This window comes from Sulfitobacter profundi (genome assembly GCF_042661425.1).
In the GTDB taxonomy this organism is placed as follows: Bacteria; Pseudomonadota; Alphaproteobacteria; order Rhodobacterales; family Rhodobacteraceae; genus Sulfitobacter; species Sulfitobacter profundi.
In genome coordinates this window covers 1,109,708-1,135,203 of the sequence record NZ_JBHSWA010000001.1, presented here as the reverse complement: position 1 = coordinate 1,135,203, position 25,496 = coordinate 1,109,708, and the positions used below count along the sequence as shown (strand labels likewise).

Sequence of the window (25,496 nt, the reverse complement as noted above, 5' to 3'; positions counted from 1 at the left end):
AGGGCGCCACCATGGCAAAGGCAAAGTTTGAACGTAACAAGCCACACGTCAACATCGGCACAATCGGCCACGTTGACCACGGTAAAACCACGCTGACCGCGGCGATCACCAAATACTTCGGTGACTTCCAAGCGTACGACCAGATCGACGGCGCGCCCGAAGAGAAGGCCCGCGGCATCACCATCTCGACCGCACACGTTGAGTATGAGACCGAAGCACGTCACTACGCCCACGTCGACTGCCCCGGCCACGCTGACTATGTGAAAAACATGATCACCGGTGCGGCTCAGATGGACGGCGCGATCTTGGTTGTGAACGCGGCCGACGGCCCGATGCCCCAGACCCGCGAGCACATCCTGCTCGGCCGTCAGGTTGGCATCCCCGCCATGGTCGTCTTCATGAACAAAGTTGACCAGGTTGACGACGAAGAGCTGCTTGAGCTGGTTGAGATGGAAATCCGCGAGCTGCTGTCTTCCTACGACTACCCCGGCGACGACATCCCCGTTGTGCCCGGTTCCGCTCTGGCGGCGATGGAAGGCCGTGACGAAAACATCGGCGAAAATGCAATCCGCAAGCTGATGGAAGAAGTCGACAACTACATCCCGACACCTGAGCGTGCTGTTGACCAGCCGTTCCTGATGCCCGTCGAAGACGTGTTCTCGATCTCTGGTCGTGGTACCGTTGTGACCGGCCGTGTTGAGCGTGGCGTGATCAACGTTGGCGACGAAATCGAAATCGTCGGCATCCGCGACACCAAGAAAACCACCTGCACAGGCGTGGAAATGTTCCGCAAGCTGCTGGACCGTGGTGAAGCTGGCGACAACATCGGCGCGCTGCTGCGTGGCGTTGAGCGTGACGGCGTTGAGCGCGGTCAGGTTCTCTGCAAGCCCGGTTCCGTGAACCCGCACACCAAGTTCGAAGCCGAAGCCTACATCCTCACCAAAGAGGAAGGTGGCCGTCACACGCCGTTCTTCGCGAACTACCGTCCGCAGTTCTACTTCCGTACAACTGACGTGACCGGCACCGTTCAGCTGGCAGAAGGCACCGAGATGGTTATGCCGGGCGACAACGTGTCCTTCGGCGTTGAGCTGATCGCACCGATCGCCATGGAAAACGGTCTGCGCTTCGCGATCCGTGAAGGTGGCCGTACGGTTGGCGCGGGCGTCGTTTCCAAAATCACTGAGTGATTTTGGGCGGGGCCTTCGGGCCTGACGTCTGAGAGGTTTGAAAGGCCGCAGCGTTTGCTGCGGCCTTTTGCTTTTGTGGGGGAGGGGGCACCTACGGCCCTTTAAACGAAAAAAGGCCAACTCCTGTAGGAGCCAGCCTTTCCCGTTCATATCTATCGCACTTACGCGGCGTCTGCGTTCACACCGCCCTTGGTCGCGATCTCTGTCATGCGGCGGTCGCCGTCATAGGTGTGGTCAAGCTGCTCTTGCAGCTGCGCGCCGTCTTCGTCCTCGCCCAAGCGATTGGCGAAGGCCACAACGCAGCCGTATCCGGCCAATGCGTAATGCACCATGCGCTGATACTGTGTGATGATCATCGCATCGCGGGCATCGTTGTCGCCAAAGTCTTCTTCCAGCACATGTTTATGCGCCTCTTTCACAAGGCCCTCCATGCCGTGGCAGTGCTCTGCGTCGGGGTCGAGGTCATGTTTCGCGCAGATGGACTTCAGCACATCCATCCCCTTGGCGATTCCGTTGCTGCCATCGATCAGCGCTTCCGACAGTTCTTTGTCCTCCGCCGCACGACCCAGTGCGTTGGTCGCTTCAAGCGACTGCTTGCAGGCAGAGTAGAGGTCTTGCAGTTGGTCGGTGTAGACGTCTTTGAGATTGTTCATAGTCATCGGTCGTCCTCCAATTTCGGGCTTGGTTCGACGAGAAAACGTAAGCTGGCCGTGCAATGTTCCCCAAAGAAGAGAATATCGCCGGAAAGGTCAGATCTGCTCTTGATCCGCCGCCCGTTTGCGACTACCCAAACCCCCGGCATAGGGGTTTAGCTCAGTTGGTAGAGCATCGGTCTCCAAAACCGAGGGTCGTGGGTTCGAGTCCCTCAGCCCCTGCCACATCTCTTCAAATATGTAATGATGACCTGAGCTTCTAGCGGGGCAATTGGTTTGTTTTCGCCGCTTGGTGTCTCTTCGGCGTGGGATTTGCCGCCTGAAGGGCTGTTGTGAGTCGCCGCATTGCTTCCGCTTCAGAACTGTACCCCTTCCGTTCGGACGGAACCGCCATGCTGGGACTCGCAGTGACACCCCGATTCACAGGGAATCCGACTCCGACCTTCCTGGGATTAAGGGCGATTCACTCCACCTCAGCCGCAACAGGTCTCAAATACCCCAGCTTCGGGCCTTCCGATGAGCCTGTTTACTGTTTTAAAGTCCCGAAATAGTTAGAGATTTCAGCAACTTGCCCAAAGGTTCCCCGAAACCCTCACTTTTCTCAACTTTCCGCTTGCGGGTTTCTGTCACTCGCCTTAGAACCCCCTCTACCGGCGGCGCAGAGATGCAGCGGCGGGGCGCCAGACGGGGCGGACGGGAGCGGAGACGCTGAGTTCGGTTCGGAAAGCGGATAAAAATTCGAGGTATTAGGGCGGGGCGCGCCAAGAAGTTAGGGCGCATCTCAGTTTCTTTTGTCTCAACGTTGTTTGAAAATTTGATATCTGAAGAGATATGTGGGCGGTTTGGTTCATTCGATGGATCAACGTCTGTATGTCGCGCTCTTAGGGTTTAGGCCCGATGATAGAGTGTCAGCTTCACTGTTTGGACGGCTTTCGACTACTTTGTAGTCTCAAGCACAACAAACAGAGAATGGCTTGTATCTTTCAGTAAGGGATACAGGTCGATGTGCAGAGGTTCGACGTCAAGGATAAGCTAGCAATAGCTTTTCAACTTGAGAGTTTGATCCTGGCTCAGAACGAACGCTGGCGGCAGGCCTAACACATGCAAGTCGAGCGAGACCTTCGGGTCTAGCGGCGGACGGGTTAGTAACGCGTGGGAACGTGCCCTTCTCTGCGGAATAGCCACTGGAAACGGTGAGTAATACCGCATACGCCCTTCGGGGGAAAGATTTATCGGAGAAGGATCGGCCCGCGTTAGATTAGATAGTTGGTGGGGTAACGGCCTACCAAGTCTACGATCTATAGCTGGTTTTAGAGGATGATCAGCAACACTGGGACTGAGACACGGCCCAGACTCCTACGGGAGGCAGCAGTGGGGAATCTTAGACAATGGGCGCAAGCCTGATCTAGCCATGCCGCGTGTGTGATGAAGGTCTTAGGATCGTAAAGCACTTTCGCCAGGGATGATAATGACAGTACCTGGTAAAGAAACCCCGGCTAACTCCGTGCCAGCAGCCGCGGTAATACGGAGGGGGTTAGCGTTGTTCGGAATTACTGGGCGTAAAGCGTACGTAGGCGGATCAGAAAGTAAGGGGTGAAATCCCAGGGCTCAACCCTGGAACTGCCTCTTAAACTCCTGGTCTTGAGTTCGAGAGAGGTGAGTGGAATTCCAAGTGTAGAGGTGAAATTCGTAGATATTTGGAGGAACACCAGTGGCGAAGGCGGCTCACTGGCTCGATACTGACGCTGAGGTACGAAAGTGTGGGGAGCAAACAGGATTAGATACCCTGGTAGTCCACACCGTAAACGATGAATGCCAGTCGTCGGGCAGTATACTGTTCGGTGACACACCTAACGGATTAAGCATTCCGCCTGGGGAGTACGGTCGCAAGATTAAAACTCAAAGGAATTGACGGGGGCCCGCACAAGCGGTGGAGCATGTGGTTTAATTCGAAGCAACGCGCAGAACCTTACCAACCCTTGACATCCTGTGCTAACCCGAGAGATCGGGCGTTCACTTCGGTGACGCAGTGACAGGTGCTGCATGGCTGTCGTCAGCTCGTGTCGTGAGATGTTCGGTTAAGTCCGGCAACGAGCGCAACCCACATCCTTAGTTGCCAGCAGTTCGGCTGGGCACTCTAAGGAAACTGCCCGTGATAAGCGGGAGGAAGGTGTGGATGACGTCAAGTCCTCATGGCCCTTACGGGTTGGGCTACACACGTGCTACAATGGCAGTGACAATGGGTTAATCCCCAAAAGCTGTCTCAGTTCGGATTGGGGTCTGCAACTCGACCCCATGAAGTCGGAATCGCTAGTAATCGTGGAACAGCATGCCACGGTGAATACGTTCCCGGGCCTTGTACACACCGCCCGTCACACCATGGGAGTTGGTTCTACCCGACGGCCGTGCGCCAACCTTTCGAGGAGGCAGCGGACCACGGTAGGATCAGCGACTGGGGTGAAGTCGTAACAAGGTAGCCGTAGGGGAACCTGCGGCTGGATCACCTCCTTTCTAAGGATGTTCCTAGCAGCGAGACTTGTCTCACTCGTGGAACACTTAGCAAGTCGGCAAACAAAGCCGACTATATTAGAACCGAGCCGTCCTCATATCTCTTCAGAAATAGGTCCTGCGCTGACGGCGTAGGTCTCAAAAGTTTGGGGCCTTAGCTCAGCTGGGAGAGCGCCTGATTTGCATTCAGGAGGTCAGGAGTTCGATCCTCCTAGGCTCCACCAAGCCTTTTGCAAAGCAAAAGGCGTCGCCCTGGTTGCCCGTCCAATGGACGTGCGAGAGGGGCAGCGTAACGGTCCTTAAACCTTCAACCACTAAGGGCTGGTTCCTCTCGGGCCATTCCTTCGGAATGCCCTGCCGGAACGACGAGTTTTGCCTTCGGCAAAATCTCTGGGTCGGTAGCTCAGGTGGTTAGAGCGCACGCCTGATAAGCGTGAGGTCGGAGGTTCAAGTCCTCCTCGACCCACCATCCTCCTTGAGGTGGTAAACGGAACATACCTTCAAGCACATACAGTGTGTTTGAACGTCTGTTTCGCAGACGAATTGACATCGTAAAGAGAGATACTAACAACATGTTTGATCGCCCCGCGTTAGGGGATGATCTCGGTTGCTGCCCTTCGGGGCCGGTGTTTGACGGGCTGTTTCCTCGGCCTTTCGGACATATCGCGATCGAAACGAATATGTTGTCCAAGTCAAGTACACTAACCAGAGCGATGACGCGAACCTCCTGCACGGACGGTTCGCTATCTGCATCGCTCATTGTCCAGACGATAGTCTGGGCGGGTAAAAGTATGCTTTTGATACAGGATAAAGAGGATCAGTTTCTTACCAGCTTCTGATCTTCGCGCGAGACGCTAAGTCTTGCTTTTTCTGGATCAAATCAAGCGCGAAAAGGGCGTTTGGTGAATGCCTTGGCAGTAAGAGGCGATGAAAGACGTGATACTCTGCGATAAGCCATGGGGAGCTGAGAATAAGCTTTGATCCATGGATTTCTGAATGGGGCAACCCACCTGATACTTTGTTATTACTGCACTTCGGTGCAGCTAATAACTTGGTAAACCAGGTATTTTTAGGCTGAATATATAGGCTTAAAAAGGCAAACCCGGGGAACTGAAACATCTAAGTACCCGGAGGAAAGGAAATCAATATGATACTCCCCTAGTAGCGGCGAGCGAACGGGGACCAGCCGAGCCATGAGTGTGGTTAGAATGCGTTGGAATGCGCAACCAAAGTGGGTGATAGTCCCGTATAAGAAGCATGATTGGACGTATTAAGTAGGGCGGAACACGTGAAATTCTGTCTGAAGATCGGAGGACCACCTTCGAAGGCTAAGTACTCCTTACTGACCGATAGTGAACCAGTACCGTGAGGGAAAGGTGAAAAGCACCCCGACGAGGGGAGTGAAACAGTACCTGAAACCGAACGCCTACAAACAGTTGGAGGGACCTTGCGTCCTGACAGCGTACCTTTTGTATAATGGGTCATCGACTTGGTCTCACGAGCAAGCTTAAGCCGTTAGGTGTAGGCGTAGCGAAAGCGAGTCTTAATAGGGCGTTGAGTTCGTGGGATCAGACCCGAAACCGAGTGATCTAGGCATGGCCAGGTTGAAGATAAGGTAACACTTATTGGAGGACCGAACCCACATCTGTTGAAAAAGATCGGGATGAGCTGTGCCTAGGGGTGAAAGGCCAATCAAACTCGGAGATAGCTGGTTCTCTGCGAAATCTATTTAGGTAGAGCGTCGACCGAATACCCTCGGGGGTAGAGCACTGGATGGGTAATGGGGCCCCACAGGCTTACTGATCCTAACCAAACTCCGAATACCGAGGAGTACTAGTCGGCAGACACACGGCGAATGCTAACGTCCGTCGTGAAGAGGGAAACAACCCTAACCTCCAGCTAAGGCCCCTAATTCATGGCTAAGTGGGAAAGCAGGTGAGACGACCAAAACAACCAGGAGGTTGGCTTAGAAGCAGCCATCCTTTAAAGATAGCGTAACAGCTCACTGGTCTAAATAAGTTGTCTTGCGGCGAAGATGTAACGGGGCTCAAGCCATGAGCCGAAGCTGAGGATGCATTTATTGCATGGTAGCAGAGCGTAGTGTGACATAGTTCCATGTGTCCTTACCTACTTAGGTAGGATTGGACACAAGGAGCTTTCTGTGAAGCTGGCGCGTGAGCGATCCGGTGGAGAGATCACTAGTGAGAATGATGACATGAGTAGCGACAAAGAGTGTGAGAGACACTCTCGCCGAAAGTCCAAGGGTTCCTGCTTAAAGCTAATCTGAGCAGGGTAAGCCGACCCCTAAGGCGAGGCCGAAAGGCGTAGTCGATGGGAACCAGGTTAATATTCCTGGGCCAGATGGAAGTGACGGATCTCGAGGGTAGTTCATCCTTATCGGATTGAATGGGCTGCTTAGAGGTCCCTGGAAATAGCTCCATCGCTAGATCGTACCCTAAACCGACACAGGTGGACAGGTAGAGAATACCAAGGCGCTTGAGAGAACTATGTTGAAGGAACTCGGCAAAATACCTCCGTAAGTTCGCGAGAAGGAGGCCCGGTTTCTAGGCAACTAGAGGCTGGGGGCACAAACCAGGGGGTGGCGACTGTTTATTAAAAACACAGGGCTCTGCGAAGTCGTAAGACGACGTATAGGGTCTGACGCCTGCCCGGTGCCTGAAGGTTAAAAGGAGGGGTGAGAGCTCTGAATTGAAGCCCAGGTAAACGGCGGCCGTAACTATAACGGTCCTAAGGTAGCGAAATTCCTTGTCGGGTAAGTTCCGACCTGCACGAATGGCGTAACGACTTCCCCGCTGTCTCCAACATAGACTCAGCGAAATTGAATTACCGGTCAAGATGCCGGTTACCCGCGGTTAGACGGAAAGACCCCGTGCACCTTTACTACAGCTTCACACTGGCATTAGGCCGAACATGTGCAGGATAGGTGGTGGGCTTTGAAACCGAGACGCCAGTCTCGGTGGAGCCTCCCTTGAGATACCACCCTTGTTCTGCTTGATGTCTAACCGCGGACCGTTATCCGGTTCCGGGACCCTGTGTGGCGGGTAGTTTGACTGGGGCGGTCGCCTCCTAAATCGTAACGGAGGCGCGCGAAGGTTGGCTCAGAGCGGTCGGAAATCGCTCGTTGAGTGCAATGGCAGAAGCCAGCCTGACTGCGAGACTGACAAGTCGAGCAGAGTCGAAAGACGGCCATAGTGATCCGGTGGTCCCAAGTGGGAGGGCCATCGCTCAACGGATAAAAGGTACGCCGGGGATAACAGGCTGATACTGCCCAAGAGTCCATATCGACGGCAGTGTTTGGCACCTCGATGTCGGCTCATCTCATCCTGGGGCTGGAGCAGGTCCCAAGGGTACGGCTGTTCGCCGTTTAAAGAGGTACGTGAGCTGGGTTTAGAACGTCGTGAGACAGTTCGGTCCCTATCTTCCGTGGGTGTAGGATACTTGAGAGGAGTTGCCCCTAGTACGAGAGGACCGGGGTGAACGATCCACTGGTGGACCAGTTGTTATGCCAATAGCAGTGCTGGGTAGCTATGATCGGACAGGATAACCGCTGAAGGCATCTAAGCGGGAAGCCCCCTCAAAACAAGGTATCCCTGAGAGCCGTGGTAGACCACCACGTCGATAGGCCAGAGATGTAAGCGTGGTAACACGTTCAGTTGACTGGTACTAATTGCTCGATAGGCTTGATTTGATCCAGTAGAAGCAAGACTGCTTAACTGGGCAAAAGCATACACATACAATCAGTTGTACATGACTTGGAACACGCTCTGCGTCGCAACGCGCAGAGCGCTTTATCAGGAATTTATTTGGTTTGGTGATCATAGCGCGAGCAAAACACCTGGTCCCATCCCGAACCCAGCCGTTAAGTGCCGTAGCGCCGATGGTACTGCGTCTTAAGACGTGGGAGAGTAGGTCATCGCCAAACCTAATAAGTTCCTGATAAAAACAGTATCTCTCGACGATCAACAGAATAACAAAACCGCCGCAGCTATAAAGCTGCGGCGGTTTTGTCTTTGGGGGCGGGGCATATTCTTGCCTAATGCCCGACGTCTTCCGCACGAACCTTCAGCGTGAGCGCCACCACCGGCAAGGGGCTCGATCGTCCATTTTCGCTGTTTGGTGTCTCATCTGCGTGGGGAGCGCCGTTTGAAGGGTAATCCCCCTAAAAATAGTGGTGTTCAAAAGTAGAATTTTCTCGGCAAGATATCTGAGGAGATTTATGATGAAGAACGGACGATTTAGCGACGCACAGATCATGGCCGTGTTGAAGCAGGCAGAGGGTGGCGTTCCGGTCTCTGAGCTGTGCCGCGAGCACGGAATGAGCAGCGTGAGTTTTTACAAATGGCGGGCCAAGTTTGGCGGCATGGACGCGTCCTTGATTTCCGAGATGAAGGATATGGCGGAAGAGAACCGTCGTCTGAAGCGCATGTATGCCGAGATGAGCATGCAAAACGACCTGCTGAAGGAAGCGCTTGGAAAAAAGCGTTAAGGCCGTCTCATCGGCGAGAACCTGTCGGGACATTGCTGCGCAATGCCCTGCCGGTCAACGGATGGCCATGAATGCAGTTGAGCAATATGGGGTCAGCATAGCTCTGGCCTGCCGTGCGTTCGAGATCAGCGAGACCTGCTACAGATACAGCCCTGTGCTGAGCGATGAGAACGAAGAGATCGCAGATTGGCTTGAACGCTTGACGACTAACAAGCGGACCTGGGGCTTCGGCCTGTGCTTTTTGTATCTGCGCAACGTGCAGGGCTATGGCTGGAACCATAAAAGAGTCTACCGGATCTACTGTGAGCTGGCGTTGAACTTGCGCCCCTCTCGGGATATTGCTGCGCAATGCCCTGCCGGTTGACAATCAAGCCGAAGAAACGCTTAAAGCGGGACAAGCCGGAGCCACTGGCTGTGCCTGAAAGACCAAATGAAACTTGGTCCATGGACTTCATGGCGGATCAGTTGGCGGATGGCCGGTCGATCAGGACGTTAAACGTCTTGGATGACTTCAATCGCGAAGGACTGGCTATTGAGGTCGACTTCTCGCTGCCTGCTGAACGTGTCGTGCGTGCGCTGAACCAGATCATTGAGTGGCGCGGAAAGCCCCAAGCTATTCGTGTGGACAACGGCCCAGAATACGTCAGCGGGAAGCTCATGGAATGGGCTGAGAAACGCAATGTGCGGCTCGAATATATCCAGCCCGGTAAGCCCCAACAGAATGCCTATATCGAGCGCTACAACCGCACCGTTCGCCCCTCTCATCGCAACTTCGTTGCGACTGCCGGGCAGTGGGACGAATGGCTGGGGCAATACATCTTCGAAACCATTGAGGAGGCACAAGACCAAGCAACACAATGGCTCTGGACTTACAACAACGAGCGACCCAACATGGGCATCGGCGGCATGACACCCGCAATGAAACTGAAAACGGCTGCGTGAATTCTACGGCTGGACCCCATTAAAAATGGGGGGATTACCCCGTTTCATGCGATTGCTGCAACATTGCCCGGCAGTGCATAGCACAGCAATGTCACGAGAGGGGGCCCAGCCGATGACCCTTCGGGAATGCAGGTCCAATATAACAGCCAGATACAGCCAACCCTCGCTTGTCCAAATATAACTGATGTCGCCAACCTATTTCTGGTTTGGCGCATCTGCCGTGAAATCACGATCCAACAGATTGGGCGCGATGTTGAACTTGTGATCGCTGCCCCCTCTCGGCAGATTGCTCCGCAATCGCCTGCCGGGCAATGGTTTTGACCTTGTGCTTACGTGTTCGCGCAATAGATATGCCATTCAGGCCCATCCACTGCCCGGCAGTCGCTGCTTCCAGCGATGAGAGGGAAACGGCCAACACGACGATGGCCAACATCCAGACCAATTTCCTTCACCTCTTCGGTCATGCGCGGCCTGCCATAGCTGCCCAGGCTCAGACGAGACTGCTCTTTGATATGTGCAAGCGTGATCAGATCAAACCGTTGCCTGCGGCTGGCGGACGGCTGGCGGACGGCTGCGGAAGGCGCGCAGACCGCGCGAACTGACCTGCATAACTTGGCACATACGCTGTATGGAAAACGTGGTTTGGTGCTCTTCGGTGAACTTAAACCTCACGGCTTTTGACCCGCAAAGAACACCGTGGCCTTTTGTAGAATCTCCCGCTCCTCCTTGAGAATGCGGCTTCCGCGCCGAAGCCGGTCATTCTTTTGGGCAAGGCTCAAGTCCCCTTTCGACACCACATCTGTATCTCGGTGTGCTGTGATCCACTTGTTCAGCGTCGACATCCCGACGCCAAGATCATCCGCCACTTGCTTGCGTGTAAGTCCACTGTTCAGTGCGATACGCACCGCATCTTGGCGGAACTTGTCCGTCCGTTTCAGTCCCATAGTCAATCTCCTTTGTTGCAGTAAATGCTATCAAAGGAGCGGCATCAAACCGCGTCAGGTCCAAAGCGATTCACGTCACCTCAGAGGCAGCTGACTTAAATACCCGTAACATCCTGTCGCCAGGTGAGCCTGTGTACTGTTTCAAACACCAGAAATATCACATGATTTCAGCCGCTTGCCGAAAGGTTCCCCGAAGCCTTCACTTTTCTCAACTTTCCGCTTGCGGGTTTCTGTCACTCGCCTTAGAACCCCCTCTACCGGCGGCGCAGAGATGCAGCGGCGGGGCGCCAGACGGGGCGGACGGGAGCGGAGACGCTGAGTTCGGTTCGGAAAGCGGATAAAAATTCGAGGTATTAGGGCGGGGCGCGCCAAGGTTATAGGGCGCATCTCAGTTTCTTTTGTCTCAACGCTGTTTGAAAATTTGATATCTGAAGAGATATGTGGGCGGTTTGGTTCATTCGATGGATCAACGTCTGTATATCGCGCTCTTAGGCTTCGGTCGATGATAGAGTGTCAGCTTCACTGTTTGGACGGCTTTCGACTACTTTGTAGTCTCAAGCACAACAAACAGAGAATGGCTTGTATCTTTCAGTAAGGGATACAGGTCGATGTGCAGAGGTTCGACGTCAAGGATAAGCTAGCAATAGCTTTTCAACTTGAGAGTTTGATCCTGGCTCAGAACGAACGCTGGCGGCAGGCCTAACACATGCAAGTCGAGCGAGACCTTCGGGTCTAGCGGCGGACGGGTTAGTAACGCGTGGGAACGTGCCCTTCTCTGCGGAATAGCCACTGGAAACGGTGAGTAATACCGCATACGCCCTTCGGGGGAAAGATTTATCGGAGAAGGATCGGCCCGCGTTAGATTAGATAGTTGGTGGGGTAATGGCCTACCAAGTCTACGATCTATAGCTGGTTTTAGAGGATGATCAGCAACACTGGGACTGAGACACGGCCCAGACTCCTACGGGAGGCAGCAGTGGGGAATCTTAGACAATGGGCGCAAGCCTGATCTAGCCATGCCGCGTGTGTGATGAAGGTCTTAGGATCGTAAAGCACTTTCGCCAGGGATGATAATGACAGTACCTGGTAAAGAAACCCCGGCTAACTCCGTGCCAGCAGCCGCGGTAATACGGAGGGGGTTAGCGTTGTTCGGAATTACTGGGCGTAAAGCGTACGTAGGCGGATCAGAAAGTAAGGGGTGAAATCCCAGGGCTCAACCCTGGAACTGCCTCTTAAACTCCTGGTCTTGAGTTCGAGAGAGGTGAGTGGAATTCCAAGTGTAGAGGTGAAATTCGTAGATATTTGGAGGAACACCAGTGGCGAAGGCGGCTCACTGGCTCGATACTGACGCTGAGGTACGAAAGTGTGGGGAGCAAACAGGATTAGATACCCTGGTAGTCCACACCGTAAACGATGAATGCCAGTCGTCGGGCAGTATACTGTTCGGTGACACACCTAACGGATTAAGCATTCCGCCTGGGGAGTACGGTCGCAAGATTAAAACTCAAAGGAATTGACGGGGGCCCGCACAAGCGGTGGAGCATGTGGTTTAATTCGAAGCAACGCGCAGAACCTTACCAACCCTTGACATCCTGTGCTAACCCGAGAGATCGGGCGTCCACTTCGGTGGCGCAGTGACAGGTGCTGCATGGCTGTCGTCAGCTCGTGTCGTGAGATGTTCGGTTAAGTCCGGCAACGAGCGCAACCCACATCCTTAGTTGCCAGCAGTTCGGCTGGGCACTCTAAGGAAACTGCCCGTGATAAGCGGGAGGAAGGTGTGGATGACGTCAAGTCCTCATGGCCCTTACGGGTTGGGCTACACACGTGCTACAATGGCAGTGACAATGGGTTAATCCCCAAAAGCTGTCTCAGTTCGGATTGGGGTCTGCAACTCGACCCCATGAAGTCGGAATCGCTAGTAATCGTGGAACAGCATGCCACGGTGAATACGTTCCCGGGCCTTGTACACACCGCCCGTCACACCATGGGAGTTGGTTCTACCCGACGGCCGTGCGCCAACCTTTCGAGGAGGCAGCGGACCACGGTAGGATCAGCGACTGGGGTGAAGTCGTAACAAGGTAGCCGTAGGGGAACCTGCGGCTGGATCACCTCCTTTCTAAGGATGTTCCTAGCAGCGAGACTTGTCTCACTCGTGGAACACTTAGCAAGTCGGCAAACAAAGCCGACTATATTAGAACCGAGCCGTCCTCATATCTCTTCAGAAAATAGAACACGGGCTACCGCCCGTATGGGTCGGTAGCTCAGGTGGTTAGAGCGCACGCCTGATAAGCGTGAGGTCGGAGGTTCAAGTCCTCCTCGACCCACCATCGCATCTGCAGTGCAGAAGCCTTTTGGGGCCTTAGCTCAGCTGGGAGAGCGCCTGATTTGCATTCAGGAGGTCAGGAGTTCGATCCTCCTAGGCTCCACCATGAATTCTCTTGTCGCCTCTGGTCTGAGCGGATTAGAAGAGGGCATGAAGATTTGTGCGATCACAATGGTTTACCGCGATTACTGGGCGTTGTCACAATGGTACGCCCATTATTCACGGCACCTCGGTTCAGAACATCTTTATATTGTGGCCCATGGTCATGATCCAAGGATTTCAGAGCTTTGCCCGCGGGCAAATGTGGTCACGGTTCCTCGCGATGATCTTTCTGGTTTCGACCGGGTCCGTGGGCATCTGCTTAACGGACTTCAAGACGGGCTTGGCGCGATTTATGATTGGATTATTCGCACAGATGCGGATGAGTTAATCTGTTTGGACCCGGAACGTTACGCTGATTTCTCTGAATTGTTCGCGTCACGCAAGAGGGCCACTGCTCTCTTTGCTTTGGGTATGAACCTTGCAGAAGCCAATGGCGACCTCGCGCTAGCTAATGAGGATCGGGTGCTGCGCCATCGGCGTCAGGCTCATTTCTCTGGCCACTATAGCAAGGCTTGGGCCGTGCGACGTGGAACGCATCTTGTGCGTCATGGTGTACAGGCTACTGCTGAGAACCTTCAGGATGTGGCTTTTGCCCTTCCGAAAGGGGTCTACTTGGTTCATCTCAAGTACGCCAACGGTAACGCGTTAGTTGACGCGAACAGGCACCGAACGGTGATCGGAAGCGGTGACGGTAAGGGGCTTCCAGGCAAGGCTTGGGCCAAGGCTGACCAGACTGCATCGAGCTTCTTTGACGCTTTTCACGATCTGAATGGGCTCGATTGGCCCTTAGCTGAGCGACGCGCCTACTTGCGTATCAAGCGAGACCCGGTTCGAGATGATAAGCTAAACGTTCTGCGTGCCAGGTCGGTTAAGTTTCCATTTCGTACGACACTGCCTAAATGGTTCGAAAACTGCTGATAGATTAGATCAGCAAGAGCGCTACGGCGCTTTTGCTCGTCCAATCTGGACGTTTGCGTGATATGCCTTACGGCATGCACGCGATTGACATCGTAAAGAGAGATACTAACAACATGTTTGATCGCCCCGCGTTAGGGGATGATCTCGGTTGCTGCCCTTCGGGGCCGGTGTTTGACGGGCTGTTTCCTCGGCCTTTCGGACATATCGCGATCGAAACGAATATGTTGTCCAAGTCAAGTACACTAACCAGAGCGATGACGCGAACCTCCTGCACGGACGGTTCGCTATCTGCATCGCTCATTGTCCAGACGATAGTCTGGGCGGGTAAAAGTATGCTTTTGATACAGGATAAAGAGGATCAGTTTCTTACCAGCTTCTGATCTTCGCGCGAGACGCTAAGTCTTGCTTTTTCTGGATCAAATCAAGCGCGAAAAGGGCGTTTGGTGAATGCCTTGGCAGTAAGAGGCGATGAAAGACGTGATACTCTGCGATAAGCCATGGGGAGCTGAGAATAAGCTTTGATCCATGGATTTCTGAATGGGGCAACCCACCTGATACTTTGTTATTACTGCACTTCGGTGCAGCTAATAACTTGGTAAACCAGGTATTTTTAGGCTGAATATATAGGCTTAAAAAGGCAAACCCGGGGAACTGAAACATCTAAGTACCCGGAGGAAAGGAAATCAATATGATACTCCCCTAGTAGCGGCGAGCGAACGGGGACCAGCCGAGCCATGAGTGTGGTTAGAATGCGTTGGAATGCGCAACCAAAGTGGGTGATAGTCCCGTATAAGAAGCATGATTGGACGTATTAAGTAGGGCGGAACACGTGAAATTCTGTCTGAAGATCGGAGGACCACCTTCGAAGGCTAAGTACTCCTTACTGACCGATAGTGAACCAGTACCGTGAGGGAAAGGTGAAAAGCACCCCGACGAGGGGAGTGAAACAGTACCTGAAACCGAACGCCTACAAACAGTTGGAGGGACCTTGCGTCCTGACAGCGTACCTTTTGTATAATGGGTCATCGACTTGGTCTCACGAGCAAGCTTAAGCCGTTAGGTGTAGGCGTAGCGAAAGCGAGTCTTAATAGGGCGTTGAGTTCGTGGGATCAGACCCGAAACCGAGTGATCTAGGCATGGCCAGGTTGAAGATAAGGTAACACTTATTGGAGGACCGAACCCACATCTGTTGAAAAAGATCGGGATGAGCTGTGCCTAGGGGTGAAAGGCCAATCAAACTCGGAGATAGCTGGTTCTCTGCGAAATCTATTTAGGTAGAGCGTCGACCGAATACCCTCGGGGGTAGAGCACTGGATGGGTAATGGGGCCCCACAGGCTTACTGATCCTAACCAAACTCCGAATACCGAGGAGTACTAGTCGGCAGACACACGGCGAATGCTAACGTCCGTCGTGAAGAGGGAAACAACCCTAACCTCCAGCTAAGGCCCCTAATTCATGGCTAAGTGGGAAAGCAGGTGAGACGACCAAAACAACCAGGAGGTTGGCTTAGAAGCAGCCATCCTTTAAAGATAGCGTAACAGCTCACTGGTCTAAATAAGTTGTCTTGCGGCGAAGATGTAACGGGGCTCAAGCCATGAGCCGAAGCTGAGGATGCATTTATTGCATGGTAGCAGAGCGTAGTGTGACATAGTTCCATGTGTCCTTACCTACTTAGGTAGGATTGGACACAAGGAGCTTTCTGTGAAGCTGGCGCGTGAGCGATCCGGTGGAGAGATCACTAGTGAGAATGATGACATGAGTAGCGACAAAGAGTGTGAGAGACACTCTCGCCGAAAGTCCAAGGGTTCCTGCTTAAAGCTAATCTGAGCAGGGTAAGCCGACCCCTAAGGCGAGGCCGAAAGGCGTAGTCGATGGGAACCAGGTTAATATTCCTGGGCCAGATGGAAGTGACGGATCTCGAGGGTAGTTCATCCTTATCGGATTGAATGGGCTGCTTAGAGGTCCCTGGAAATAGCTCCATCGCTAGATCGTACCCTAAACCGACACAGGTGGACAGGTAGAGAATACCAAGGCGCTTGAGAGAACTATGTTGAAGGAACTCGGCAAAATACCTCCGTAAGTTCGCGAGAAGGAGGCCCGGTTTCTAGGCAACTAGAGGCTGGGGGCACAAACCAGGGGGTGGCGACTGTTTATTAAAAACACAGGGCTCTGCGAAGTCGTAAGACGACGTATAGGGTCTGACGCCTGCCCGGTGCCTGAAGGTTAAAAGGAGGGGTGAGAGCTCTGAATTGAAGCCCAGGTAAACGGCGGCCGTAACTATAACGGTCCTAAGGTAGCGAAATTCCTTGTCGGGTAAGTTCCGACCTGCACGAATGGCGTAACGACTTCCCCGCTGTCTCCAACATAGACTCAGCGAAATTGAATTACCGGTCAAGATGCCGGTTACCCGCGGTTAGACGGAAAGACCCCGTGCACCTTTACTACAGCTTCACACTGGCATTAGGCCGAACATGTGCAGGATAGGTGGTGGGCTTTGAAACCGAGACGCCAGTCTCGGTGGAGCCTCCCTTGAGATACCACCCTTGTTCTGCTTGATGTCTAACCGCGGACCGTTATCCGGTTCCGGGACCCTGTGTGGCGGGTAGTTTGACTGGGGCGGTCGCCTCCTAAATCGTAACGGAGGCGCGCGAAGGTTGGCTCAGAGCGGTCGGAAATCGCTCGTTGAGTGCAATGGCAGAAGCCAGCCTGACTGCGAGACTGACAAGTCGAGCAGAGTCGAAAGACGGCCATAGTGATCCGGTGGTCCCAAGTGGGAGGGCCATCGCTCAACGGATAAAAGGTACGCCGGGGATAACAGGCTGATACTGCCCAAGAGTCCATATCGACGGCAGTGTTTGGCACCTCGATGTCGGCTCATCTCATCCTGGGGCTGGAGCAGGTCCCAAGGGTACGGCTGTTCGCCGTTTAAAGAGGTACGTGAGCTGGGTTTAGAACGTCGTGAGACAGTTCGGTCCCTATCTTCCGTGGGTGTAGGATACTTGAGAGGAGTTGCCCCTAGTACGAGAGGACCGGGGTGAACGATCCACTGGTGGACCAGTTGTTATGCCAATAGCAGTGCTGGGTAGCTATGATCGGACAGGATAACCGCTGAAGGCATCTAAGCGGGAAGCCCCCTCAAAACAAGGTATCCCTGAGAGCCGAGGTAGACCACCTCGTCGATAGGCCAGAGATGTAAGCGTGGTAACACGTTCAGTTGACTGGTACTAATTGCTCGATAGGCTTGATTTGATCCAGTAGAAGCAAGACTGCTTAACTGGGCAAAAGCATACACATACAATCAGTTGTACATGACTTGGACCACGCTCTGCGTCGCAACGCGCAGAGCGCTTTATCAGGAATTTATTTGGTTTGGTGATCATAGCGCGAGCAAAACACCTGGTCCCATCCCGAACCCAGCCGTTAAGTGCCGTAGCGCCGATGGTACTGCGTCTTAAGACGTGGGAGAGTAGGTCATCGCCAAACCTAATAAGTTCCTGATAAAAAAGTATCTCTCGACGATGAGAAAAATAACAAAACCGCCGCAGCTATAAAGCTGCGGCGGTTTTGTCTTTGGGGGCGGGGGCGTTATCGGCACGTTTCTGTGTCCCCAAACTCACGCGCGAACTTTGGCGAAGCGAAAGTTAAGGGTGCTGCGTAAAATCTCAAGAAAAATCTAAATTCTATGTACGAATGCCCTTGCAGCCCTCGTGCTATAAGTCTAAACGAAGGGCATTGGCGCGGGATGGAGCAGCCCGGTAGCTCGTCAGGCTCATAACCTGAAGGTCGTAGGTTCAAATCCTACTCCCGCAACCAAGCCTATCGAACTTTTGTTCGCAAAGCCGCCCTTCGGGGCGGCTTTTGCGTATGTCATTGGGAACTTTGTCAAATCTCCCTCGATGCCCAGGAGGTGTTTTCCTTCCTCCACTTCCTCGACGCTGATGGTTTCCACCAGAACCCGCAGAATATCGCGTGCATGGATGACCATTTCGGGTTCTGCGAGAATCGTTTCCAGCTTTCTGACATGCGCAGCGTAGACCTCTTCTAGGTCGGTTGGCAGCATCGGCCGGGCGTCTTCAATCTGCCGCTGTTGGGACTGTAATTTGAGCTTACGCGCTTCAGCTTTTGACAGGGCTTCAATAAGGGCCGGGCTGTTCACGCCGGCGAGGATCGCGTCGGTTCCGTTACGGATTTCAGTCTCCACTGCGCGGAGCTGCCGGGTGACCGAAGCGCGATCGGCCTGGAGCGACTGCGTCGCATCAGCAAGCGCCCTCGCATACTCCCCCGAAACCGCGTGAAGGCATCGGACCCGAGCAGCGCGCGTTTCACGCCGCCCAAAACTGCCTGTTCTGCTTCGTCCTTCAAGAGCCCTGTCATGCCAGTGCATTGGCTGGGGCCCTGTTCCTTGGCCGTTTTGCAGTAGTAGCGTTTGTGCACGGTGCCAGCGATCGTCAATGGTCCACCGCATTTGGCGCAGCGGAGGAAGCCGGAGAGAAGAAACTTGGGGCGGGGGCCGACGCCGCCGCTGTTGGAGCCCCGCCGGGGTTTGACCTGAAAGCTGTCCTGGCGCGCCTTGACCTTCGCCCAGAGGTCATCGTCGATGAACCTCAGCTCCGGAACCTCCACGCGAACCCATTCTTCCTCCGGCCGCAGGCGGGAGACGCGCTTTTGTGTTTGGGGGTGTCGACGGTACTCGAGGCGATCCCAGACCCTAACGCCGATATAGAGTTCGTTGTTTAGGATGCCGGTGCCGCGCTTGCGGTTGCCGAAGACAGTATTCTGGCGCCATGCTTTTCCGCTCGGGCTTGGGATGCCGTCTTGGTTCAACTGGTCGACGATCTTCTTGGGGGATATCCCCTCGGCAAACTCCGTCATGATCCGACGAACGATTTGCGCCTCGCCCTCATCAATGACCAGCGCGCCTTTGATCTTGTCGCCTCGTTCGTCCCTCGGGATCACATAGCCGTAAGAGCGGCCCCCGGCGCTTTTCCCCGCGGCCACATTGCCAGCAAGGCCGCGGTGAGCCTGTAGCGCGATGGATTTCAGCAAGGCGCCACTCATCAGGGACTTCAGCCCCATGTTCAGCGCGTTCGCCTCGCCATCGATGATTGTCATGATCTTGACGTCATGAAAGGCGCAGAGCTTTTCCAACTGGGCGCTGTGTTCCCCATCGCGGGTCAGACGCTCGATGTTCTCGGCCACCACAACCTCGACCATGCCGCCCTCAATGCCGCGCAGCAGTTCCTGATAGCCGGGTCGGTGATCGCTGTACCCTGTGAGCTCCGCGTCGGTCAGGATGCGTTCAATGTGCCAGCCGTGTCGATCGGCGAACCGCTGGCATTCTGAAATCTGATCATCGAGGGATTTCTGGGTCTGCTTGTTGGTGGAGTAGCGGGCATAGACCCAGGCACGAAGGGCTGGAGAGGTGTCTTTGGTGGGCATAGAAAAGGTCCTTGTGATGAGAAAAGGCCAACGTCGCTACGCAGATTAATGCGCGGCAAGTTCCCTTCTGCCTTTATGCTTAGGACCTTCGCACACGCTTTTGGTGTCGAGCTCGTTCGAGCTCATTTCACAACGCGAAGACCATGTCCGAATGCGTTGTTGTCGTTGCTGGGGTATTTCTCCGGTTCATCGATAAAACCGTACAGCTCTTCGAATTTTGGAACAGAGATCATCAGAGATTTCGCTAAATCTTCTTTGGAAAAATCCAAGTTATCGAAGAAGAACTTAACAACAGTCTTTATTTTTGTAGGCACTTCCTTTTCTGGTTCATACGGTTCTGCCTTGCGATAACCAAGCTTTCCCATCTGAATGAAAAAAGACTTTTTCTGATAGGGCGTGATCATGCCAAGCCGGTCTGCGCGCATGGCGATCGATGACATGGAAACTTTCCAATGACGTTTTAAGTTGGCTATCTGCCTCAAATCGAACTTAATCAATTGGCGTTTCAGCTCTTTTGACGGCAGAAGAAAAGCCCCCGCGAAATGATCCGCTTCTTTCTCCATCTCGTCGTCGTCCATCAGCGTCGTAGTATGTAGAACCATGTGCCCCAACTCATGACATAGCGTATGTCTGATGCGATCAGCAGGAGCGTTCATGTTCACAAAAAACAGCACAGGCAATCCATCTATCCGCTGGCTTACTGCATCGATAAGATCACTCGCAAAGTTGCAAGGAATTACAATGCCTCCATTATCTTCAAGCACTTCAACTACGTTCTCTATTGGGCCATCGGGGATGCCCCACATTTCCCGTAGCTGCTGGGCCGCGCCTTCAATGCTGAAATCTTTTCCGTAACCGCCGCGATATTCGTCGCGATCAATTTCGGGAATAAATCTATTGCTCGGAAGGTCATAGCTGCGCAGGAGTATTTGCAGCTGAATTCTTCGGATGTTCATTTCGGCCACCATTTTTGATAGCCTTTTTGCAGCCAGTTTCTTCCTCTTGCGGTAATGAAACGGGGGCATTCCGTATGGGCGCCCTGTCTCGTAAAAAAACTCAGGCATAAAGCCCAAGGTATTTGCGAGTGCTTCCACGAAATCGAACGGAGGCTCCAAGAGCCCCGCTTCGTATTTGGAGATGGTGCCTTGCTTGACGCCAAGTTTATTTGCGAGTTCCGATTGGCTATAACCCACCGAATCCCTACTTAAAGCCATTAAATGGCGATTAAATTGATCTGGTTTTAACATGTTTAAAGCGCGGCGAAACGTGTTTGCTTTGTGACTTCGTACCAGGCTGCCTCATTTTCATTTCGCAAAGCGCTTGGAGTTATGGCGGCACACCAGCCGAATCCCTTAAGGGGAAGTGAGACTTGTGATCGAACGTATTGTGAGCCGGTGGCGTCCAAAAGATATCCAACAGTAAGGCGAGTAGGTTCAGTAGGCATACCCGGCAAGGTTTCCCCTGCATCAAAGGCAACTGCCTGAGGGGTCGGATAGTTCGAGGATGAACCGTTTTCATCAGTTTTCTTGAACCTGATGATGCAATTTGCTGCTTCAATCAACCATAAGTTCTGACCTCTGATGTCGAAGTGCTTCACTTGCGGCAACTCAGCCAATTCGCCGAGTGCCTTAGACAGAATATGTCTAAATGTACAGTGTGCTTGGGTGGAAGCATCGTGATCCACTACAAACTCTGGCGGATACCGTTCATAGGTCTCATGACCATACCGAAGGATATCGTCAAAAATGTCTATGTAGTCTGCGAGGCCATTCATTACGGTACTGATGTTCGTTTGCATGTCTATCTCCGGCTGCTCAAGCCTGAAATTGCAGTTGAGACGACAAAAGTAAAGAAAAATATTCCTGAAAATATTCCCTTTTCGCGTCTGGTCGCCTTTCTTAGGTCGCATGTTGTTGTTCTGACGCGAGTTTTGGCGCATGCTCTCTCCCACCTCATCTTCAACTCCCGATCAAACGACGACCAGCCAAGGGCTGATCTGAACCCAGAAGCCGCCAAGTGCTTTGCTGACACCCATTCCGACGCCCAGAGGTTCTGGTGACTGGAAAATTCTCATTGCTTGGTCCCTTGAGCTTGTTCACTCGATCCTACTGATGCGCTTACGCTCGGCTTCACTCGCCGCCGCCTGAGGCTCATCGGCAGAAGTCATCTCTCGGGAGATATGCCGCGCGAGAAGAACGATCATGCTCTCCAGCGCAATGTCGCAAGCCGAAGGAGCGGGGGTGGTAGCGGATGTTTCGCGGGCCTCTTTCTGGCGATCGGTTCTCGGTGTCGGGCGAGCGGTTGTGATCTGAGTCATACCAACGTCCTCGACGCCATTGTCGTCAGAGCGATCAGCGCAAGGCTGAGGGCGAGAGCCGGGGTCGCAATACGAAGCAGCCTGTCAAAAAGCAACATCACGTGCCCTCCTGTTTGATTGGCGGTTGCACTTGTTCCGCAGCGGTTGCGGCGAACGCAGCGGTGCCGCTGCACGGGTCTGTGATGGCAGCGGTGTGCTCGATGCTTTGGTTTGCTATCACCAATTCGATAACTTCCCGCGGTGTGCTCACTGGGCGGATCACCTGCTCGAACGCTGCGTGTAGGTCTCTGGCTTTCACGCTGCCTCTCCCTTCATGACTGCAGGCAGCCAGTTGTCGATCGCAGCAACCTCGGCGCGGCTCAGCCCTAAGGCTTCCTGCGTGCTGGCATCGTTGAACAGCTTTTCGAGCTCCTTGCGCTTCTCACCGACCTTCAGTTTGGCGAAGCGCGCCATTTGATCTTCGCGCTCTTCGGTCACCACCAACTCGCGCCAGATGCTATCAAGTGCCTCTGAGCGGCAGGCGTTGAACAGGCTCTCTGCGGTCGGCGTCCAGATACTGCGCGGGGTGACGTCTAGCCGTTGCATCAGGGCGCGGTTGGCGGCGCTAGCAAAGGGCGCGTTCATCGTCCGCGCCAACAGCGTTGTGAGGATCTGATTGCGGTGCTTTTTGCCTTTGGCGATGAAGGCATCGAAAGCCGCGTCGAAGTCTTCACGTGGGTCAGCGGCTTGATCGTCGTCTTCGCCGGTCACGCGCTTATCGACGGTGAGGCTATTGGTAACTTCGGGCAGGCTCAGCTGCTCTTCTGCGCGGATATTGAAGGGGCCGGTGAAACTTGGCATCTCGGTCCAAAGCTGGAAGGCCAACAGATCGAGGGCCATTTCTGGCTGGGCGATCATCCGTGCTTGCAGGGCGAGCCGCTCAATACGGCGTAGGTCCTCGATCCCGGCTTGCGTGATCGGTGGCTTCGGAGCGATCTTCTCGACCTCATCGCCCTCAGCGCCGGAATTTGAGCCGGCGCGCTGTTGAGCGGGCAGGTATGCGGAGCTGATCTCAAGCTTTCCGTCGCGGTCCACCAGTACGAAGACGGTGCCAGCTTCTCGCTCTTCGTCTTTGTAGTCGCCAAGCATTCTTTGTTCGAGGGCGTCAAACTCTGCCTTCTCGGCGTCGGTGAAGGTCTGCGTTTCGCCGAGTTCGCAAAGTTCTGCATGCCGGAGGGAATCCGCTTCGGGCAAGTCGATGGCCTGACGGTAAATCCGCGTCATGCCTTCGGTGTGCTGGTAGCCAACCCACGATTCAAAAACAGGAGTGACCCGGGCGAAACCCTCGCTTGCTTGCAGGTCCTCGGCCGCTTTAATCAGCTTTGTCTCAAACAACTGATGGATCAGTTCCGCGTTGTGCAGCCGAGATTGATCACTGAACAGGTCTTCGTCGAGCGTGCCGCCCTCGGCCCGGTAAAGGTCAAGACCGATAAACTGTACGCGGCGATCTGATGAGGGCACGTTGCCTTCCATCAACTGGTGACGCAGGCGGTCAGCGGAATAGCGGTGCTCCGTCGCCAGCTTCAAAGCCTGTGCCTCGCGCTCTGCGCCGCCGGTCACGGTGAGCACCTGAGCGATGTCGAGGGTAATATCTCCGGATCGTAGGGCATCGAGCGTGGAGGCCGACAATCCTGCCAGTTTCAGGCGGCGCTGAACGTGGGCCCGGGTTTGGCCGAATGCCGCTGCGATCTGATCGGCATCGCTGCCGTGATCGGCCATGGCGGCATAAGCGCGAATTTCATCGGCAGGGTGCAACGGGCGCTGCGTGGCACCTTCGGACCCCGCCCAACTGCGGGCTAGTGCGGGGTCGGTGGTCACGTTCACTGGGATCGCGTCGAAGTCGATGTCCGCGCTGTCGGCGAATGCGCTGCCTTGAGCGCGCAGGTATTCCAGTGCCCGCAGCCGCCGGCCGCCCGCAACGATGCCCAGTTCGCCCCCTTCGTCCAGCGCGTTCAGGTTCTGCATCAGGCCGTTGATGGACAGAGATTTCGCAAGCGCGGCGATGTCTTCGGGGTCATGAACCTGACGCGGGTTGAACGCATGCAGCGAGAGGTCATCAAGCGGCGCGGTGCGGGTGGTCGACATGGGGGATTGGTCGGTCATAGGGTGTTCCGATTATTGGGGGATTTGGTCCAGCGCACATACAGAGTGAGCCCGAATAGGGTCAGTCGCTCTACGCGGTAGGCGGAGCCAAAGCCCGGTACTGTTTCAGTTGTCCATTTCATGCTCTGGCCCTCAGCAAGCGCCGCAGTAGAGCGTGAGGTTTGGCGTGATTTGGATGTGCGCGATCGCGGTGCTTGCGGCGGTCGCGATAGTGGCGAGCAGTGCGGCGAGCAGCAGGGCAAACAGAATGACGCCGAGATAGGCAGGCCACCGGCGGGACTGAACGCAGCGTGAGGGCTCATGCAGCCAAGGACCGCTACCTTCCATTGCCCGTAGCCTCGCAAGGGTGTCGGTGTGCTGGTCTTGTTGCCGCTGTTCATCGCGCTGGACTGCCATCATTTCCTCTAATGCTTTGGTGAGGTCGGGGCGACTACGGCTGAGCGGGGCACTCATGCCGCTGTCTTCTCGAGGGTGTCGCGCAGAGTTCGTGCGCGGTGGGCATCATCGCCGTTCCGATCCAGCAAGAGGATCGTGTTGCAGGCCGCGATCACGGCGGCATCGGAGTAGTGGCAGCAATCCGCGATAATGCCGCGGGCGTGGGCGAGGTCGGCTTCATCCTTGGTCATCATGGGAACAATCCCTTCTGCGTGTTGTCGCCGGGGCGGATGATGGCGACGCTTTCGAGAATGAGGTGCGGCGCACCGGTGCTTTCCGCCAATTGGCTGGCGGCATGCTCGGCATCGTTGAAGGTGCTGTAGCGCTGGCGCGGCTCAGTCTTGGCGCCGGGCCCGGCAGGCTTCCGGCAGATCATCCAGAAACGCGCGAATTGGGGAAGCTCGGACATCACGCCACCTCTTTTGGCGATGCGGCAACGGCAGCCGTGCAGAGCGCGGTAGCTGGCGCTTTAGGGCAGGTGGCCTGCAAAACCACGGTGACCTCGCCGGGATAGCTTTGGTGGATCACGGCATGACAGAGCTTACGGTCACAGCGGTGAAGGCTGCGCCATTTCGCGATATGGAAGCTGCCGTGCATCAGGCCGATCGGCTCATTCCGGTGGGGCGTGCCGATGCTGAACCCAGCATCTTTCGCTGCGCCGATAGCGCTGTCGAGGTCAGGAAATGTGAGCTTCATGCCGCATCCCCGCCGGTGCTGTGTGCCACGTGGTGACGAATGCGTGCGATCAGGCGCGGAGTGCGGCTGTCGAAGTCGGCCAGTACCCGATTGAACGGTTCGGCCTTAACGATATGTGCAGGTGGGCCGAGGCGATCGAGGTCTACGCGCTTGCCGCGCTCGGCCATGAGGATGTCCCAAGCGCAGGCAAGGATGGCGGGCCGCGTGTGAAAGTGTTCGGGGTTCGTGACGACCGCGTGAGCGGTTGTGCCAGTATTTGACGATCTATTCATCAGTGCCTCTCCATTCATAGTGGATAGGTGCACTTGATAGTCCAGTTAATCTGGACTGTAAATGAATAAATTCAGATTATGTGGTTTCGACCGGGTGGGCCGCTCGTGGT

The 25,496-nt window shown here is 54.6% G+C and carries 14 protein-coding genes, 6 tRNA genes, 6 rRNA genes and 2 pseudogenes; 16 read left to right on the top strand and 12 right to left on the bottom strand.

The genetic code is table 11. The annotated features are described in order from the left end of the window. The first annotated feature begins 11 nt into the window (after positions 1-11). Positions 12-1,187, top strand: coding sequence for an elongation factor Tu (tuf, locus tag ACFQAU_RS05970; protein WP_067622157.1), 1,176 nt, complete (start codon positions 12-14; stop codon positions 1,185-1,187). Between the two features lie 161 nt (positions 1,188-1,348). Here the strand turns inward: tuf and ACFQAU_RS05965 are convergent, their stop codons facing one another. Continuing rightward, positions 1,349-1,846 carry a DUF892 family protein gene (locus ACFQAU_RS05965; RefSeq protein WP_132443745.1) on the bottom strand — a complete coding sequence of 166 codons (498 nt, stop codon included), beginning with the start codon at positions 1,844-1,846 and terminating at the stop codon, positions 1,349-1,351. 143 nt (positions 1,847-1,989) lie between these two features. Here ACFQAU_RS05965 and ACFQAU_RS05960 point away from each other — a divergent pair. The 7 genes and pseudogenes from ACFQAU_RS05960 (at position 1,990) to ACFQAU_RS05930 (ending at position 9,797) form a co-directional block, all read left to right on the top strand. Then, positions 1,990-2,065: transfer RNA gene (locus ACFQAU_RS05960), tRNA-Trp, on the top strand. Between the two features lie 822 nt (positions 2,066-2,887). Then, a 16S ribosomal RNA gene (locus ACFQAU_RS05955) occupies positions 2,888-4,351 on the top strand. A 145-nt stretch (positions 4,352-4,496) separates the two neighbouring features. Further along, positions 4,497-4,572 (top strand) — tRNA-Ala (locus ACFQAU_RS05950). Between the two features lie 168 nt (positions 4,573-4,740). Continuing rightward, positions 4,741-4,817: transfer RNA gene (locus ACFQAU_RS05945), tRNA-Ile, on the top strand. Between the two features lie 409 nt (positions 4,818-5,226). After that, positions 5,227-8,057: ribosomal RNA gene (locus ACFQAU_RS05940) — 23S ribosomal RNA — on the top strand. Between the two features lie 119 nt (positions 8,058-8,176). Next, positions 8,177-8,291 (top strand): 5S ribosomal RNA (rrf, locus tag ACFQAU_RS05935). The 16S, 23S and 5S rRNA genes sit together here with 2 tRNA genes alongside, the layout of an rRNA operon. A 297-nt stretch (positions 8,292-8,588) precedes the next feature. After that, positions 8,589-9,797: pseudogene (locus ACFQAU_RS05930) on the top strand (IS3 family transposase). A gap of 81 nt (positions 9,798-9,878) precedes the next feature. On the opposite strand, the pseudogene ACFQAU_RS05925 reads toward ACFQAU_RS05930, so the two are convergent. Next, a pseudogene (locus ACFQAU_RS05925) lies at positions 9,879-10,741 on the bottom strand (IS3 family transposase); the annotation flags it as partial. Between the two features lie 652 nt (positions 10,742-11,393). On the opposite strand from ACFQAU_RS05925, the gene ACFQAU_RS05920 reads away from it, so the two are divergent. From ACFQAU_RS05920 to ACFQAU_RS05890, 7 genes are all read left to right on the top strand, one after another. Beyond that, positions 11,394-12,857, top strand: a 16S ribosomal RNA gene (locus ACFQAU_RS05920). Between the two features lie 134 nt (positions 12,858-12,991). After that, positions 12,992-13,068, top strand: a tRNA-Ile gene (locus tag ACFQAU_RS05915). 26 nt (positions 13,069-13,094) lie between these two features. After that, positions 13,095-13,170, top strand: a tRNA-Ala gene (locus ACFQAU_RS05910). After that, the gene (locus tag ACFQAU_RS05905) at positions 13,170-14,084 is read left to right on the top strand and encodes a glycosyltransferase family 2 protein (protein ID WP_120351877.1); all 915 of its coding nucleotides are present in this window, start codon (positions 13,170-13,172) and stop codon (positions 14,082-14,084) included. Before ACFQAU_RS05910 ends, ACFQAU_RS05905 begins: the two co-directional genes overlap by 1 nt. Positions 14,085-14,503: 419 nt before the next feature. After that, positions 14,504-17,334, top strand: a 23S ribosomal RNA gene (locus tag ACFQAU_RS05900). Positions 17,335-17,453: 119 nt separating this feature from the next. Then, a 5S ribosomal RNA gene (gene rrf / locus ACFQAU_RS05895) occupies positions 17,454-17,568 on the top strand. Positions 17,569-17,821: 253 nt separating this feature from the next. After that, positions 17,822-17,898, top strand: a tRNA-Met gene (locus ACFQAU_RS05890). Between the two features lie 339 nt (positions 17,899-18,237). Here the strand turns inward: ACFQAU_RS05890 and ACFQAU_RS05885 are convergent. From ACFQAU_RS05885 to ACFQAU_RS05875, 3 genes are all read right to left on the bottom strand, one after another. Next, on the bottom strand, positions 18,238-19,524 hold the full coding sequence (locus tag ACFQAU_RS05885) for a recombinase family protein (RefSeq protein ID WP_386281150.1): 1,287 nt from the start codon (positions 19,522-19,524) through the stop codon (positions 18,238-18,240). Between the two features lie 122 nt (positions 19,525-19,646). Next, positions 19,647-20,771: an XRE family transcriptional regulator gene (locus ACFQAU_RS05880; protein WP_132447101.1), complete on the bottom strand. Its 1,125-nt coding sequence runs from the start codon at positions 20,769-20,771 to the stop codon at positions 19,647-19,649. Positions 20,772-20,773: 2 nt separating this feature from the next. Then, positions 20,774-21,322: a hypothetical protein gene (locus ACFQAU_RS05875; protein WP_386281136.1), complete on the bottom strand. Its 549-nt coding sequence runs from the start codon at positions 21,320-21,322 to the stop codon at positions 20,774-20,776. Between ACFQAU_RS05875 and ACFQAU_RS05870 the strand changes: the two genes are divergently transcribed. After that, positions 21,317-21,583 (top strand): hypothetical protein, encoded by a 267-nt coding sequence (locus ACFQAU_RS05870; RefSeq protein ID WP_386281133.1) that lies wholly within the window; start codon positions 21,317-21,319, stop codon positions 21,581-21,583. The genes ACFQAU_RS05875 and ACFQAU_RS05870 overlap by 6 nt on opposite strands. Before the next feature lie 36 nt (positions 21,584-21,619). Here the strand turns inward: ACFQAU_RS05870 and ACFQAU_RS05865 are convergent, their stop codons facing one another. The 7 genes from ACFQAU_RS05865 to ACFQAU_RS05835 form a co-directional block, all read right to left on the bottom strand. Beyond that, positions 21,620-21,841 carry a hypothetical protein gene (locus tag ACFQAU_RS05865; protein ID WP_132447097.1) on the bottom strand — a complete coding sequence of 74 codons (222 nt, stop codon included), beginning with the start codon at positions 21,839-21,841 and terminating at the stop codon, positions 21,620-21,622. Positions 21,842-22,135: 294 nt separating this feature from the next. After that, the gene (locus ACFQAU_RS05860) at positions 22,136-23,983 is read right to left on the bottom strand and encodes a ParB/RepB/Spo0J family partition protein (protein WP_132447094.1); all 1,848 of its coding nucleotides are present in this window, start codon (positions 23,981-23,983) and stop codon (positions 22,136-22,138) included. Positions 23,984-24,115: 132 nt separating this feature from the next. Continuing rightward, positions 24,116-24,436: a hypothetical protein gene (locus ACFQAU_RS05855; protein WP_132447092.1), complete on the bottom strand. Its 321-nt coding sequence runs from the start codon at positions 24,434-24,436 to the stop codon at positions 24,116-24,118. Further along, entirely contained in the window at positions 24,433-24,612 is a 180-nt protein-coding gene (locus ACFQAU_RS05850; protein WP_132447090.1) for a hypothetical protein, read from the bottom strand. The genes ACFQAU_RS05855 and ACFQAU_RS05850 overlap by 4 nt, the downstream gene beginning before the upstream one ends. Next, complete coding sequence (locus ACFQAU_RS05845; protein ID WP_132447088.1) at positions 24,609-24,827, bottom strand: hypothetical protein; 219 nt, start codon at positions 24,825-24,827, stop codon at positions 24,609-24,611. The genes ACFQAU_RS05850 and ACFQAU_RS05845 overlap by 4 nt, the downstream gene beginning before the upstream one ends. After that, entirely contained in the window at positions 24,827-25,114 is a 288-nt protein-coding gene (locus tag ACFQAU_RS05840) for a hypothetical protein (protein ID WP_132447086.1), read from the bottom strand. Before ACFQAU_RS05840 ends, ACFQAU_RS05845 begins: the two co-directional genes overlap by 1 nt. Continuing rightward, complete coding sequence (locus ACFQAU_RS05835; RefSeq protein ID WP_132447084.1) at positions 25,111-25,386, bottom strand: hypothetical protein; 276 nt, start codon at positions 25,384-25,386, stop codon at positions 25,111-25,113. Before ACFQAU_RS05835 ends, ACFQAU_RS05840 begins: the two co-directional genes overlap by 4 nt. Positions 25,387-25,496: the final 110 nt, after the last annotated feature.